This is a genomic window from Mastigocoleus testarum BC008, assembly GCF_001456025.1.
Taxonomy (GTDB): Bacteria; Cyanobacteriota; Cyanobacteriia; order Cyanobacteriales; family Nostocaceae; genus Mastigocoleus; species Mastigocoleus testarum.
On sequence record NZ_LMTZ01000001.1, the window covers coordinates 73,719 to 89,479 of the forward strand.

12 protein-coding genes are annotated in these 15,761 nt (G+C 36.0%); 5 read left to right on the forward strand and 7 right to left on the reverse strand.

From position 1 onward, the window contains the following. Positions 1-109 precede the first annotated feature (109 nt). Complete coding sequence (locus tag BC008_RS00285) at positions 110-295, reverse strand: hypothetical protein (protein WP_027844279.1); 186 nt, start codon at positions 293-295, stop codon at positions 110-112. 470 nt (positions 296-765) lie between these two features. On the opposite strand from BC008_RS00285, the gene thrC reads away from it, so the two are divergent. After that, complete coding sequence (thrC, locus tag BC008_RS00290) at positions 766-1,857, forward strand: threonine synthase (protein WP_027844278.1); 1,092 nt, start codon at positions 766-768, stop codon at positions 1,855-1,857. A gap of 105 nt (positions 1,858-1,962) precedes the next feature. Here the strand turns inward: thrC and BC008_RS00295 are convergent, their stop codons facing one another. Then, the gene (locus BC008_RS00295) at positions 1,963-2,433 is read right to left on the reverse strand and encodes a hypothetical protein (RefSeq protein WP_027844277.1); all 471 of its coding nucleotides are present in this window, start codon (positions 2,431-2,433) and stop codon (positions 1,963-1,965) included. 582 nt (positions 2,434-3,015) lie between these two features. On the opposite strand from BC008_RS00295, the gene BC008_RS00300 reads away from it, so the two are divergent. Next, positions 3,016-4,797 carry a DUF389 domain-containing protein gene (locus BC008_RS00300; protein ID WP_058182923.1) on the forward strand — a complete coding sequence of 594 codons (1,782 nt, stop codon included), beginning with the start codon at positions 3,016-3,018 and terminating at the stop codon, positions 4,795-4,797. Between the two features lie 546 nt (positions 4,798-5,343). Here the strand turns inward: BC008_RS00300 and BC008_RS00305 are convergent. The 4 genes from BC008_RS00305 to BC008_RS00320 form a co-directional block, all read right to left on the reverse strand. Next, complete coding sequence (locus BC008_RS00305; protein WP_036266192.1) at positions 5,344-7,134, reverse strand: mechanosensitive ion channel family protein; 1,791 nt, start codon at positions 7,132-7,134, stop codon at positions 5,344-5,346. Between the two features lie 102 nt (positions 7,135-7,236). Next, complete coding sequence (locus BC008_RS00310) at positions 7,237-8,373, reverse strand: mechanosensitive ion channel family protein (RefSeq protein ID WP_027844275.1); 1,137 nt, start codon at positions 8,371-8,373, stop codon at positions 7,237-7,239. A 12-nt stretch (positions 8,374-8,385) separates the two neighbouring features. Then, positions 8,386-9,525 (reverse strand): mechanosensitive ion channel family protein, encoded by a 1,140-nt coding sequence (locus BC008_RS00315; RefSeq protein WP_201026055.1) that lies wholly within the window; start codon positions 9,523-9,525, stop codon positions 8,386-8,388. A 147-nt stretch (positions 9,526-9,672) separates the two neighbouring features. Then, positions 9,673-10,101, reverse strand: a complete 429-nt coding sequence (locus BC008_RS00320) for a hypothetical protein (protein ID WP_153009494.1) — start codon at positions 10,099-10,101, stop codon at positions 9,673-9,675. Positions 10,102-10,984: 883 nt separating this feature from the next. On the opposite strand from BC008_RS00320, the gene BC008_RS00325 reads away from it, so the two are divergent. From BC008_RS00325 to BC008_RS00335, 3 genes are all read left to right on the forward strand, one after another. Then, positions 10,985-11,941 (forward strand): glycosyltransferase, encoded by a 957-nt coding sequence (locus BC008_RS00325; RefSeq protein WP_027844273.1) that lies wholly within the window; start codon positions 10,985-10,987, stop codon positions 11,939-11,941. Positions 11,942-12,193: 252 nt separating this feature from the next. Then, a complete protein-coding gene (locus tag BC008_RS00330) occupies positions 12,194-12,775 on the forward strand; it encodes a PRC-barrel domain-containing protein (RefSeq protein WP_027844272.1) in 582 nt (193 codons plus the stop codon). 373 nt (positions 12,776-13,148) lie between these two features. Then, positions 13,149-14,153 carry an RpoD/SigA family RNA polymerase sigma factor gene (locus tag BC008_RS00335; RefSeq protein WP_058182925.1) on the forward strand — a complete coding sequence of 335 codons (1,005 nt, stop codon included), beginning with the start codon at positions 13,149-13,151 and terminating at the stop codon, positions 14,151-14,153. Positions 14,154-14,214: 61 nt separating this feature from the next. Here the strand turns inward: BC008_RS00335 and BC008_RS00340 are convergent, their stop codons facing one another. After that, on the reverse strand, positions 14,215-15,744 hold the full coding sequence (locus tag BC008_RS00340) for an AbgT family transporter (protein ID WP_027846827.1): 1,530 nt from the start codon (positions 15,742-15,744) through the stop codon (positions 14,215-14,217). Between the last annotated feature and the right edge of the window lie 17 nt (positions 15,745-15,761).

A 15,761-nucleotide genomic window follows, 5' to 3' on the forward strand; every position in this document is an offset into this window, starting at 1 on the left:
TGTCACATATGGAAAAATACTGATGGATATTGTCTAAGACATTAATCCTTTTAAATCATAGATTGGAGTAATTGGTGTTTTATATTTGGATTCAGAAAAAGTGATTTTTTTATTCTTGTTTGGTATTCGCAGCCAATCTTTTGAGTTGTAAATGTTTTAGCTCTTGAAGTAGACAATCCACCTCAGCTTGTAAATGCATGAACTTGACCTGTTGGTCAACCTTATAAGGAGATTGATTTAACTTCGTTGCCACCATAGTTTGAGATTCTCGATCGGACACACTGGATATAGACATTTTTAACTGAATTAAAATTTAACTCACACCATAAGAAATATTATAATGGTGCAATATAAAGTAATCATTAAATTATTATATATTTGCCATTGTCATCCGTAATTATTGCGAATTAAATAAATACTGAGTCACTTAAGTACATAGCGCAACAAAAGCTACATGCGCACCAAGTGAAACTCAATGAAAATTAAACCATGGGAGTCTAACTAAATCCTGTGGAATTGAATCGAATAAATTTGGAAAAATATTAAATATTGAAAAATATTAAATCCTGAAGAAATGGATCCCGGCTGTTGATCTATACATGTTAAAGGATACAATAATATATTGCATTGCTTGATAATTAAAGCGGCAATTATCTTGTAGATCCATCTTGTAAATTCAAGATTTCGGTTACAGGATACGTAACAATTGCCTGCATTTTTTTATTTAAAGTTTTTTATTTCTGACTAAGAGGCCTATTAAAAACCGTGACTTTAAGCCTGTCTGCTGCGACATCTCAACGCCAACCGTGGCGTGGATTGATAGAGCAATATCGTGAATACTTGCCTGTAAGCGAAGAAACTCCGGTAGTAACTCTGTTAGAGGGTAATACTCCCCTTATCCCAGTTCCTGCGATCGCAAAACGTATTGGCAGACAAGTAAACGTTTTTGTTAAATACGATGGTCTCAATCCCACCGGTAGCTTTAAGGACCGAGGGATGACAATGGCAATTTCTAAAGCCAAAGAAGCTGGAGCAAAAGCAGTAATTTGTGCCAGTACCGGAAATACCTCAGCAGCAGCTGCTGCTTATGCAAAGCGTGGGGGGATGAAAGCTTTTGTCTTGATTCCGGATGGCTATGTTGCTTTGGGTAAATTAGCACAGGCTTTACTCTACGGAGCTGAGGTGCTGGCGATCGAGGGTAACTTTGATGAAGCTTTAGAAATTGTGCAAAAAATAGCCCGTAATTATCCCGTCACCTTGGTGAATTCTGTTAATCCCTATCGTTTAGAGGGACAAAAAACAGCAGCCTTTGAAATTGTAGATACTTTGGGAAATGTTCCAGACTGGTTGTGTATCCCAGTTGGTAACGCCGGTAATATTTCTGCTTACTGGATGGGATTTTGTGAATATCATCAAGACCAAAAATGCGACCGTTTACCTAAAATGCTCGGCTTTCAGGCTGCGGGTTCTGCACCTTTAGTTAAGGGCGAACGAGTGATGCATCCGGAAACCATCGCTACGGCGATTCGTATCGGTAACCCAGCCAGTTGGGAAAAAGCAGTTGCTGTAAAATCAGCTAGTATGGGTAATTTCTATGCTGTAAGCGACGAAGAAATTCTTGATGCTTATCGATTACTTGCATCGACAGAAGGTATTTTTTGCGAACCTGCAAGCGCTTCTTCTGTAGCAGGTTTATTGAAAGTAAAAGACCAAGTACCCACTGGAGCAACAGTTGTTTGTGTCTTGACGGGAAATGGCTTAAAAGACCCAGATACAGCAATTAATCATAGTAATCCCCAGTTTAAAAAAGGTATAAAACCAAATATCAACGCTGTTGCTAAAGCTATGGGATTTTGAGTATCAGTGATAGCTTAATGTCCTACTGTACACACAATATCTAGGGTACGCTTTGTCCTTAGGCTAGCAATTTATTTCTAACGCCAAGCCCTCACGGACTGCTGTTTACTGTTCGCTCCTCCCATTACTAACTTTAGTTTTCTGTTGTTTAAAACCATCAATCGCATCGCCCAAAGCTGTAGTAAGGCTTTTACGGGTTTGAATATGCACCTCTTGTTCCGTTTTTAAAGCTTGCTGTAAGCGATCGCGTTCTTTCATTACACCAATTAGTTTGACTTTCAGTTCTTTAATCGAATTAAGTTTTTCTACTTCATCCTGAATTTTCGTAGCTGTTTGAGCATCTGGTAACTTTCCATCATCGGTACCTTTTATTTGTCGAATTTCTGACTTTAAAGAAGCTATAGTTTCTTGAAATAATTGTACGTCTGTACGACGTTGTTCTGCCTCAGTATTATAAAGCTTACGCCATTTCTCCGAACTCTCCCAAGCCGATGTCAGTTGGGTTTGTAAATCAATTATAGTTTGTTTCAATCTCTGAATTTCTGTCAGCCATTTTTGTGTTAAGTCTTGACTCATAAAAAAATCCACATATATTTATGTTAGCTTGCATTTTCTCACAAAAATCCAGAATTCAACCTGGAATGAAGCTCAAAAATTTTTAAAATAGCTAATAAGTAAAATTGTAATTTTAAGATATTCTACTGGAGTTATTTGAACTTTGATAAAATATAAGACAAAATTTCAAAGCTGTAACGAGAAGTTGGAATCAAAAATATCTTTATAGATTACAAGAACTACAATAGTTATCAAGTATCGTAGACATCAAAAATTATACAAATCACTAAAGTAGAATGTGAAGTCTGTACGCAAGAATTTAATCGCTTAATCCATGATTTAATTCAATATAATGTGTAACTCTATGGTTTTGAATTTGATACTTTCAATACAATGTTCTCAATAATTATTTTGAACTCTCAATAATTAATTTTCAATCAATTAATTATTATAAATTTATAACTTCTTGTATTGATACATTGTAGAAATCTTAGGATTACTACTGTCATCATATTAATGATGAATTTCTGATTCACCAAAAATATAATGACTCAGCAAAAATACTCTAATAATTAACATAATCATTCAAACAAGCTGCTTACTATGATTCGAAACTGGTTATCTAATAACTTGGGTGTAAGTCCAGTTCGCAAAGAACAGGTTTATACAGAAATATACAAATCGGTAAGTTTGAAAGATGTCAGCTACTGGATTGAAGTTCTGTTTTCTGCGGGAATTGCGACTTTGGGATTGGTACTCAATAGCCCTGCGGTAATTATTGGTGCAATGTTGATATCACCATTAATGGGATCTATTCTCGCTAATGGGTTATCACTAGCAGCAGGCGATGTGATTTTAGCTTGGCGGGCACTAATTAAGCTAATTTTGAGTTGTGGTGTGGCTATTTCATTTGCATTGTTTTTGGTATGGTTGCTTCCATTTAAGGAAATGACACCCGAAATTTTAGCCCGCACTCGCCCTAATGTTTTAGATTTGGTTGTGGCTTTATTTTCTGGTGCAGTTGGTTCTGTAGCGATTTGTAAACAGCCAAAGGGTGTCGTTACTTCTATTCCTGGAGTTGCGATCGCTGTTGCCCTCATGCCACCATTATGTGTGGTGGGCTACGGTTTAGGGATTGCAGCAAGTCAAGGTTTTACTAATGGATTACAGGTTGCTAGCGGTGGTGGATTGTTATTTTTTACTAATTTAGTAGCCATCACTTTCACTGCAATGATAGTTTTTCTGGCATTAAATGTTGACAGCGCGCGTGCAAAACAAAGTATTAGAGAATGGCGTCAACAAGATAAAGAAACTATCTGGATGCGAAATATCCTAGAAAACTTACCAGCTTCCAAGAAATTAAGGAAGATTGGTACGCTTCCAGCGCGGTTTATGTTGATTTTATTCACTATAGTTGCAATTTTTATTCCTCTCAATCAATCATTTAGGCAGCTAAAGCGAGAAGTTGCGCGCCAACAAGAGGAAAATTCGATTAATTCAGCAGTAAAGGAGATATGGCAAGAAAATTTTGCTAATTTACCAAATGGTGAGCCGCGTTCTTTTATTGGTGGAATGGAAACCCGACCAAAAGAGCAGAGATTATTCATTCAAATTCAGGTTTTTACTAGTAAGTTGTACACACCAGAAGAACAAAATAGTTATGTAAAAAAACTTGCTCGGCGTTTGAATAAGCTACCAGAATTATTAACTCTCAAATTAATTGAGATCCCTACAGCATCCAATGAGGTAATTCGCTCTTTACCGCAGCAGGAACCAGAAACAGTAGAACCAGCAGTTGTTACAATTGCTCAGCTACATGCTAATTTCACTCAAGAAATACAAACAGCTATGAGCAGTCTGCGATTACCACCACCAGCTGAAATAGTTAATTATGAGGTTACTACTACTCCCACTACACCATTAAAAGTCCAGGTCATATATTTAAGCGAACGTGACATTAGTTCGGATGCTCAGTTGTTATTAGCGGATGACATTAAAACCAGATTGGCTTATCCATCTGCGATGGTCAGTATGAACAGAATTTCTCCTGCGGTGGGAGATATATCATTTACCCGTAATGAATCTCAACTTACTCAAATAGATATCCAAAGATTGGATCGGGTCGCAGATATCTTACAACAACAGTCGGCTTTACGTTTACAAGTAACTACTCACAGACAAGCTGACGAACCCAAAGAAATTTTACTGGCTCGTTTTCAAACAATAAAAGAATACCTAGAATCGAAACGACAAATCAGAGCTGAAAGAATTGCAATAGTAAATGGAGATACCTCTCGATTCAATGCAGTACTTCGATTAACAACAAAATCCTCAAATCAGACTTTCGTCGCCCAATCTTTTGATAATTCCGATAATGATCTCTAGTTATCGATTTATTGCTTAATACGAATCTGTTACTTAGGGCTTACTGAATAAAACTTAAACCTATAACAGACAAGGTTTTTAAGCTTTTTTGTGTCAAACAAGTGCAAGGAAATAATGTTTATAGTCTCAAAAACCTTGCACTTTATTCCCTGATATCTTTAGGTAAATTAGAAACCAAAGGACGAAACTAATATTTTGTACGCTGTGTGGCTTCTAGATTCGCGAAACTCTACTTTTTTAGCTAACGCTACGCTGTGCGAACAGCAAGCCCTACTTAGGATGATGCTAAGAAATACGAGGTTATTTTGGAAACTCAATTTGTAGGAAATCAAGTTTAAAGAAAGGGGTTTTTTCTTGAAAGACTGGACAGAGGCTGAGCCGCACCTGCAGTTTAAGCGCAGCTACACCGCACGGAAAATCTGTTGCAATGATTTATTAGTGATTTATTAAATTGATGTGATTTCCATTTTAATCTTGGAAAGTGCTAATAGGCAGCTACTAATAAATTAATTACGCAGATATCCCTTTCAGATAAATCAAATAAACTTAATCTTTTCCTTCAGTTGTTTTCTGAGTAGATGAAGACTGAGATTGATTATTAAGGTAATTAAATATCCCATTTAAGGGGGAAATTCTTATTCCTGGTGGGGTGTAATCTGCAGGAAGGTAACTTTCTGGAATAGTTATTTGATTACCATCTCTGATCGCAGAGTAGTGGGGAGAAAGAATTTCAATACCATTTTCGTTACATTTGTCCTGAATATTTTGGTGCAATTCCGAGTAAATTCGCGCCATAATAGCAGGACGTTTGGTATAAGCATTTAACTCATAGCTGACATAAAAGTCATCTAAACTTTTTTGCAATACAAAAGGTACTGGTTCAGTAAGAATATCTTGTGTTACTTTTGCTGCATCAATCAAGACTTCATGGACTTTACGCCACGGTACATCGTAGCCCAAAGTGATATTAGTGTGAAGCACTAGCGGTGGATGTTCGGGATCGGACTGAGCCGCACTATAATTAACGATTTGACTCGTTAAAACCGTAGAATTGGGCAAAGTGATTACAACATTTTTTATCGTTCGGATCCGCGTAACTAACAAAGTTTTTTCTGCAATATCCCCAATCGCATCAGCAATTTTCACGCGATCGCCAATTTGAAATGCTCTGGTGTAAATCAAAATAATCCCAGCAACTATATTTGCGACAACAGCTGTGGAACCTAAGGAAAAAAGTACACCTAGGAACAAAGAAACTCCCTGAAAAGCTGGAGAACCAAATCCTGGTAAATAAGGGAAAGCTACTACTGCAGCTAAAATTATCATTAAAAAGACAGACAATTTATAAGTTGGTCTTGCCCATTCTCGATAAAAACCTTGAATGGTCAGGTTACCACGTTCAATTGCTATAAAGAAATTGCCAAGCAGTTTAATTAAATAAAAAGTAACAAAAATAACAATAAATAAAGCAAAAATATTTGGTAGATACTTGATAAATTCTTCCCAAGAGGTTACAGCAGCTTTGACAAAGTATTGAAAAACCTGTCTTCCAAATTGTTTAGTCCAAGGAAAGAAACTTAAAACTAAAGGTATATAAAACGCTAAAGCTCCCAAGGTTAAAATCCATCTTAGGAACTTGAGTATGGAAATTAGTAACGAGGAAATTCGAGTTGCAGGTAACAAGTCAAAATTTTGAATTCGCAATGCGGGAATTCTCGTGCTCCCGAAAGTATTGACTTGGGTATAAAGTTTGGGGAATAAGAAAGCAAATAAAATTAATGTCGCTAAAAATATTACTGTGGCGATCGCAGTATTGATAATTCCTTGACGTATAAATTCTGGACTGCGTTCTTGACGATATTGAACTACTTGTGTCTGAATTTTTGCTAGATAGCTTCTTGCTAGTGCTTGTCGTGTTTGGTCAAAAGCTCTAGCATCCGCATCGGTTACCGTTAACAGTACCCGATTTCCCACAGTTAAATTAGTAGTTTCGGGTTTATCATCCACAGCAAATGTGTTTACTTTGACTGTTGGGTCTTCTGCGATCGCTTTTAAACGATTTGTTACAGCTCTGGCGCGTTCCTCTGCTGTAAAAGCCCCAACCCCTGCTCGAATATCAAAAAGTTTTTCTCCTCCAAGTATTACTCCCATCGCTTCAGGGTTAGAATTTGGAGTTGTGGTTACATTTGGCGTAGGGTTTGCTGGTGCTTGGGCGTAGCTACCTGAAAATGGAACAATAAATAGTGATATACATAAAGCTATGACTGCAAAAAAAAACTTCAGAGCTTGAAATTTAAGGAAGTTTTTTTTCCTGGTGATTTTACTCAAACGTTTCATTTACAACTAAGACAGAAGTTTAATAATCATAGGGTTTAACTGAACCGAACAAAATAAGTTATTTGTAAAACGTAATCGTAAACAAACCAAAATTTTCAATAATTAAATTGGAATTGGTGAATCTACATAAATTGTTGGTTCACTGATTGAGAATCTTATACCATTTTTCTCAAGCATTTGAGAAATTTTTGTATTGGCTAACTCTAATAAACGCTTACGCAGTTGAGTAGAATCTTCACTTGAACCTAAGATAAAAAAAGTTATCCTCGCACGACTTCCAGGTCTCTCGTCAATTTGAAAAAAATTAATCTCCGTACTACCGGGGTCGATACCAAATACAGCATTAGTGCTTTCTTGAATCACTTTGACCACGAAAGATTGCTGATGTTTTTCCAATACTCGAACAAAATCTAGATAGAGTAGTACCATTACCTTTTTACCCCTGGTAATGTTTTCAATATCCTTAGTTGCCATCAGAGAATTAGGAACAATTAAAAGAGTATTTTTTGCAGCTAGTCGAATTTTTGTCGAACGCAAGCCTATTGATTCTACTCGACCGTATATATCTTCAGCATGAGGATTAAAATTGACGCGGATATATTCTCCTGGAACATAAGGACGGTCTAAGTATAATACAATTGTACCTAATAATTGTTCTAAAACTCTTTGGGCAGCAAAAGCAAGCGCAATACCACTTATACCCAAGCCAGTAATTAAAGCCAGCAAATTTACATTATTAGTTTGGGCAAAAAATACAATTGCAGTGAATCCAATAATAACATTGAAAACAGTCTCAGCAACTAAAATAAAATCATCTGCAGACTTTCCTAGTTTGTCAATTATAACAACTCCATAAATACGCACAAACTGTTTAAATAAACGAGACACAAGCCACGCAATACTGACTATCAATCCCAAGTCAATAAAAAACTTTAAAAACTGATATAGATTTTGATAACTAGAAATTATTTTTAAACAAAAATTCCACAGAAGAAGTGTACCTGTCAGTTTAATTAAATGACCTAAAGGGTCAAGTAAATTCTCGTAAATTTTTATGGATTTCTTTGGAAATAATTGTTTAACAATCAGCCTAACAAGTAAGAGTGTATAGCGACCTAATAGTAAAGAAAATATTACAAGTATTAGGAATATTACTAGTCTCAGTCCTAGAATAACTAAAAATTTTTGAGCTTCTTCGTCAAAACGAATAAAATCATTTAGTATCGATTCTATATCCATTGTATTTAATTTTTATAAATTAATAGGTGAAGAGACATTGATAGTTTTCTCTTTGATATCAAAGATGATGCCATATTCCTTTAATTTATAACTAATATTTTGTCTAGCGATATCCAGGAGTTGCTTGCGTAATTCCATTGATATTTCTCCCGAACCTAGTAAAAATAAAGTAACTTGTGCTTCTACAATATTTTGATCTAAGTCATCAACTATATCTTTAAAATTTACTTTTGTAATACGATTATCTAAGCCAAAAATATCTTTAGTGCTATCCAAAATTACTTGACGAATTAAAGCTCTTTCTTCTTGAGATATAGCCTTATATAAAGTCAAATAAATTAAGGAAATTACCTTTTTAGCATTAGTCAAATTTTCAATACTAACCTGAGTAAGGATATTATTTGGAATAATAACTAAACTACCTTTACCAGAAGTACGAATCTTTGTAGAACGCCAACCAATGGACTCAACTCTACCAAAGGTGCGATCAGGTAAGTGTACATAATCATCAATAACAAAAGGACGATCCAGATGAAGTACAACACCCCCTAACAATTGTTCTAAGGTTTTTTGAGCGGCAAAAGCAACTGCTAAACCTCCAATTCCCAAACTTGCTAACAAACCGACTAAATTAATTCTATGTGTTTGAGCAAATAGAAAAATAATAATTAAAACGATAGTAGCATTAGCCAAAAATTTTGCGAGAATTAAAATCTCACTATCTAATTTTCTTTGAGTCCTCAGGGCTGCATTAAGCAAATAAACATCAAAAAATTGTCTAAATATACGCAGCGCTAACCAAATGAAAATAATTGCGATTACGAGTCCAAAGATAAATTCAAATAATTTTAGCCATTCTTCTAAGGGAGAAAGTAAAATGATGATGTCAATAATTGTTAGTAACACTACCAAAATTATCTGATTTTGATAAGGTGTCAATACCTGCTGATAAACTTCTTGAAATTGAAGGGAAATTAAGCGCTCGGTGACTGACTCACTAATTTTAGGAAGGAAAATACTAACAGCAATCGTAACTATTCCAACTATACCAACTAAACAAATAATCTTAGCTATATTAAAGATACTATTACTTGGTAAATTACTGATTACAAAACTTAGAGCTAATTGAGCATCCATAACAGCAGGAAACATATTTATCCAGATCGAGATAGAGAATTGAAAAAAATTGTCTGATTATAAAATTGTCTGATTATAAAATTGTCTAATTATAAAATTGTCTAATTATTTTGAGACGAGAAAAAATTTTTATCACTTTAAAATTGATGAAGTCGAATGTTATTAATGTTCATAAACAGTAATGGTGAGACGAACATTGTGAGAGAGAGGATTCTGTACCCAAAATTCCTGAATTAGATTACTTGGTTCTGCAGTGATATTCAGATTTTTTCCTGATACGCAAGTATAAATTTTCAGGTTACAGCCACAGGGAATGGCAACATCACCTGGTTTTACAGCTATTACAATCTTTCTTGCTGGTGGATTTAGCTTGATTACTTGCTTGGATATTTCCGGCAATACCGTAAGATAGTATACCTTGGTGGGTTTAGGACATTCTGAATCTTGCTTCCTAGAAGTAGTTGATAAAAAGATACTGGCTTGTATTAATGGAACTACAGGTAACATTAAGAACCAAATTAGTGAGAATAATATTCTGCGCCTAAATTCTATGGATGAATTAGATTTTGATGCAGAAAAGCTCTTAGACACTTTTTGCAAAAACCCCTCAGCTAAAACATACTAAAGCGAAGAACAAGTTGTAGCTGTTTTATTTACCCTAGTTCCTTGCTAGCGCCTCTATACAAATTTTCCCTTGCTTTTGTCTAAGTTTGTGATTTCTTTTAAAGTTCTTTACGAATTCTTCTGAGTAAGTTGTTACACAATCTGTTTGTTGCATCATCTAGCAAGAATTATATTGTGCCAATATGCGAAGTGTCACACATTGTATTACTTTTGCTGAAGATCGGCTAAGATGAGAGGTTAGGAAGAACAAATTATTTAAATATACTATCTTCCACAGGAGGAGAAAATAAAGGTAAGTTAACGGGTAACACAAGAGGGTTTAATTAGAATTTTACTTTCTGCTTGCCTATAGTCGACAGCGTCTGAGAGAAGAAATCGAAGACCGGGTGTTGTACGGCAAAAAGATTGCTTATCTACCTGCTCTTGGTGGATACTTAAATACATAAAGTCAGTTTGAATAAGCTACCCAGAGTAAATTTCTTGGGTACCTAGATACTTATTGAATTTTGATTATAACTATATACACTTTGATGATTGCGCAAGGAGTCTAAAATCCAGGCGATCTTAGAGGTTTTGGATTTTTCGAAATAGATGATTGTAGTACATTTCAACTACTATCTCTTGATATTGCTATGAGACTAATCCACACTCATCCAACAAATAGTGAAAATTAGTCAGGTTACCTATGAAATGACTAATACTTTGCTGTGGAAATAGAGTGTCAAAAAATACTGAATTTCTTGAGCTTGCTTAATTTAATCACAGCTTGCTCTTACAGTTACCAGTATTTTTTACCAACATCAACTCACATCCGTAACAGATAAATTTATTACAATTTAAGGCATAAGCAATGGCTTTCCCCTATCGACAACATATTGCTTTAATTTCTGTTTATGACGATCCAGCGCTTGAGAATCCTACGGAAGAAGGTGGGGGACAAAATCTCTATGTGCGCCAATTGGGAGAAATTTTAGCTCAAAAAGGTTGGCAAGTGGATATGTTTACCCGCAAAGTTGACCCCAACCAAGCAAACATAGTAGAACATAGACCTAACTGCCGGACGATTCGCCTCAAAGCTGGACCAGAAAAATATATTTCCCGCGATTGGATTTTTGGTTACTTACCGGCTTTCACAAATGCAATTTTAGATTTTCAGAAACAGAAGGGTATTTATTATCCGATAGTTCACACTAATTATTGGCTTTCAGGTTGGGTTGGTTTGAAACTTAAAAAAATCCAAAGTTTAAAGCTAATTCATACATATCATTCTCTTGCTAATGATAAATATGAACCAATAGAAAGGTTTGCTTGTGTTAACAACATTCGCCTACATGCAGAGAAAGCTTGTTTGCAGACCGCAGATTACATTGTAGCTACTACTCCACAAGAGCAAAAAGATATATATTCTTTGGCTTCTTCCTACAAAAATATCAAGATCCTGCCTTCCAGTGTTGACATGAAAAGGCTTGCTTGTATTCCTAACCCAGGAGCTTTAGACCTTACTGTTGTTTCAGAAGAAACTGGTTTATCAGCTCAAGGACAAAATAAATTTGCGATCGCAAACGCAATTGATAATATTTTAGACAACCCCGAATGGCAAAAAAACTTAGCAGAGATCCCAAGAAAGCAGGTTGAAGAATACTTTAGTTGGGAGCAAGTTGGATCACAATTAAACGAGCTTTATATCCAACTACTTCAACAACCATCACTCCCATTACCATCTAGTAATTCTGGACTGTTGAAAAACTGGCTTGGGCGCTTAGTAACAACTCAGGCTAGTTCCAAATCGAAAATTAAAGCCTCATAAATTTTCGGAATTGCTCTTAATTGGGGGATGGTTTGATTCCCCCTAACCTCCCATCCTAAGTGCTTTGCGACTATAGGTAATTACCTTGCAGTCAGGCTATAGCCTGTGGTTTCGGCGGAGAGAGCCATGTGCATTAGCCATAAGGTGAGTTAAACCTTAACTACAAAATTCAGAGAATTCATTTTTAGATTCACTCGCCAATTCTGTAACACCAAATTTTCCAACTCTATCTCAAAAATATTCGAGTTATTTATGGATATCCAATTGACAGCAATCCGTAGAAGCGAGTTACTAAATCTACCAGTAATCGATATTGAAAGTAAAGAAGAGATTGGTCGTGTAGACCAAGTATGGCTTGATATCAAAGCCCATAAGGTTACAGGTCTAACTTGTACTCGTAAACTCTTATGGCAATCTGGTCAAAGGCAATCTTATTTTCATTGGGCACAAGTTGAGAAAATAGGAACTAAAGCTGTTTTAGTTAATACCAAACGTCAAGTCAATTTTAATTTATCAGAGTTAGTTGACTCCATAGCATGTAACGAACTATTTACAGAGAACGATAGTAAAATTGGCAGCACCATCGGTTATCAATTCGAGACAAAAACGGGTTCTGTCATTAGTTACCTATTTGTTTTTCAGAATTCTTTATGTTTACCCTCTGGAATTTATCAACTTTCACCCGCAGATGTGATCGGTATCGATTATACAAAAGTAATTGCCTTTGAAACTGCAATTCGAAGTGCCGAAAAATATGGCTCAAGTATTGTTGAAAAAATTACTTCTACAGTTGAATTTTTCAAGGAAGACTATATTCCTTCTACAGCATTATAGATCTCTAGTAGAGCGATAAGTAGGTTAGTGAAGAAGGCAGAAGGCAGGAGGCAGAGGGCTTTTATGGAGCAATTGGTAGGGGCTAGACCTGCGGTCACGCTGCGCTAACCGACCCACTACCAATTGCAGACCACCAAATTTCATTTTGGTGGGGGCCTTAAACCCTTGCTCCCTCCGGTCACCAGAAGCCTTACGGCACAGGCCTTCTGCCTTCTGCCGTCGTACTTCTGCCTTTCTTGGTAAGAAAAATCATAACTTGTTTGTAATAGCGCTTTAGCCCTAAAGCGCTACTAAGAAAAACCAATTTGTACGCTCTAGGTTAGCTTTTGATTGTAAATAAACATCCAATTTATCTACAAAAAACAGTTGAATCATGAATATTACAAAGACTAAAAGTAATTCTATCAGCGGCACTCAAACAGAAGAAAAATATCATTCATCAAATGATATTGTTAAAAGTTATCTTCGTGAAGTTGGGCGTATACCAGTTTTAACCCACGAACAAGAAATTTGTTATGGGAAACAAGTCCAACAGATGATGATTTTGCTTGAAGGAAAGAGGAATTTGGAGCTTGAATTAAATCATGAACCAACAATTTCACAATGGGCTGATAAAATGCAATTGAGTCAGGAAATACTATTAAAACAGTTCGAGCAAGGACGAATAGCAAAACAAAAAATGATCCGGAGTAATTTACGACTGGTAGTGTATGTCGCGAAGAAATACCAGAAGCGTAATATGGAATTTTTAGACTTAATTCAAGAAGGTTCATTAGGATTAGAGCGTGGGGTAGAAAAATTCGATCCAACTCGAGGATATAAGTTTTCAACTTATGCTTATTGGTGGATTCGTCAGGGTATTACAAGAGCAATAGCCCAACAAGGACGCACCATCAGTTTACCGATTCATATCACAGAGAAGTTAAACAAAATTAAGCGAATTCAAACGAAGTTATCTCAAGAATTAGGTCGTACTCCAAAGGTAGCAGAGATAGCCCAAGCATTATCTTTAGAACCACAAAAAATTCGAGAATATTTGTCTTTGATTCGTCAACCAATATCTTTAGCTACATCGATTAGTTCGGAAAGAGATATAGAATTACAAGATATTTTGAAAGATGAGGGACTTTCAAGTGAATTTTATGTTGACCGAGAATTACTAAGTGAAGACATTAATAAATTATTATTAAAGTTAACCCCTCAGGAACGGAAAGTTTTAACCTTACGCTTTGGTTTAGTAGATGGGAAAGAGCTAACTTTAGCACAAGTTGGGAAACATATGGATATGAGCCGCGAACGAGTACGACAGTTAGAAAAACAGGCGATCGGTAAGTTAGGAAGACATCGAGATAAAATACGCAGTCATCTATCTTATTAAGATCCCAAATATATCCTTTTGCGATCCTTGCTATTGTCTTAACATTAGCAATTCAATTTCTTCAACCATAAACTGAAGTGACTCCCGGTCCCCAAGGTAAACCAAATATAAACCAAGCAATAAATAAAATTATCCACCCAACAAAAAATGCAATTGAATAGGGTAACATCAGAGAAATTAATGTACCTAAACCTAAACTTTTGTCATACTTTTGGGCAAATGCTAATACTACCGGTAAATACGGCATTAATGGTGTAATAATATTTGTTGTGGAATCACCGATTCTATAAGCTGCTTGAATTAATTCTGGTGAATAACCAACCAACATAAACATTGGTATAAACACGGGAGCCATAATTGCCCATTTGGCCGATGCTGAACCTACAAATAAGTTAATTACTAAGCTCACTAAAATAAATAATATCAATAATGGCACCCCCGTAAGACCGGTTGCTTTAAGAAAATTCGCACCATTTACCGCCATAATTATTCCTAAATTACTCCAAGAAAAATAAGCAATAAATTGTGCGGCAAAAAACGCCAAAACAATGTAATATCCCATTGATGACATTGAATTGCTCATGGCTTTAGCAACATCTTTGTCATTTGTGATACTGCCGGAAAATTTACCGTAAACGATTCCAGTTATCAAAAATAGTAAGGCGATAATAAATACAATACTGTTAATGAAAGGTGAAGGAATCAGGGTAAATGTTTTTGGTTCGCGTAAAATTCCTTGACTTGGTAATACTAGCGTCGAAATCAAAACTGTAAATGCAAGTAAAGTGTATCCCGCCCAACGCAAACCTTTTCTTTCTGCTGCGGTAAGTTGTTGCATTTGGGCTTCTTCTTCTTGATCGTAACTACCCAGACGCGGTTCAATAATTTTTTCGGTAACAAACCAACCGATCCCAGTAATTAAGAAAGTGGACACCACCATGAAGTAATAATTGGCGGTAGCATTTACTTGATACTCCGGTTTTATTAATTGTGCTGCACTTTGGGATAAACCAGCAAGTAAGGGATCGAGAGGATTAATAATTAAATTAGCACTGAATCCACCGGATACTCCTGCGAACACAGCAGCTAAACCAGCTAGAGGATGACGATTATATGCAAGATAAATTACTGCTCCCAGGGGTACGAGTACCACATATCCTGCATCGGCTGCGATATTACTCATTACACCAGCGAATACAAGGAAAGGACAAATGAATTTTCCTGGCGCAATTAATACTAGTTGTTTGAGTAAAGCCGAAAGTAAACCCGTGTATTCAGCAACACCAACCCCCAACATTGCAACTAAAACAATACCAAGGGGCTTGAACCCAGTAAAGTTCTCAACCGCTTTAGTAAATATTTGACGGATCCCATCAGGGGTGAGTAAAGATACCGCAGAGATCGTTTTGCCGTCTCCTGGATTAACTACAGATATTTGTAGCCAAGCAGCGATCGCACTGATTATAATTACCGCGAGGGATAATATAAAAAATAATGTGATGGGATCGGGTAATTTATTTCCTAGTATTTCGATAAAAGCGAGAAATCGATCTATCCAGCCAGATTTTTTACGTTGAGTATTTGGTTCCATTCAAAAATCCAGAGTTT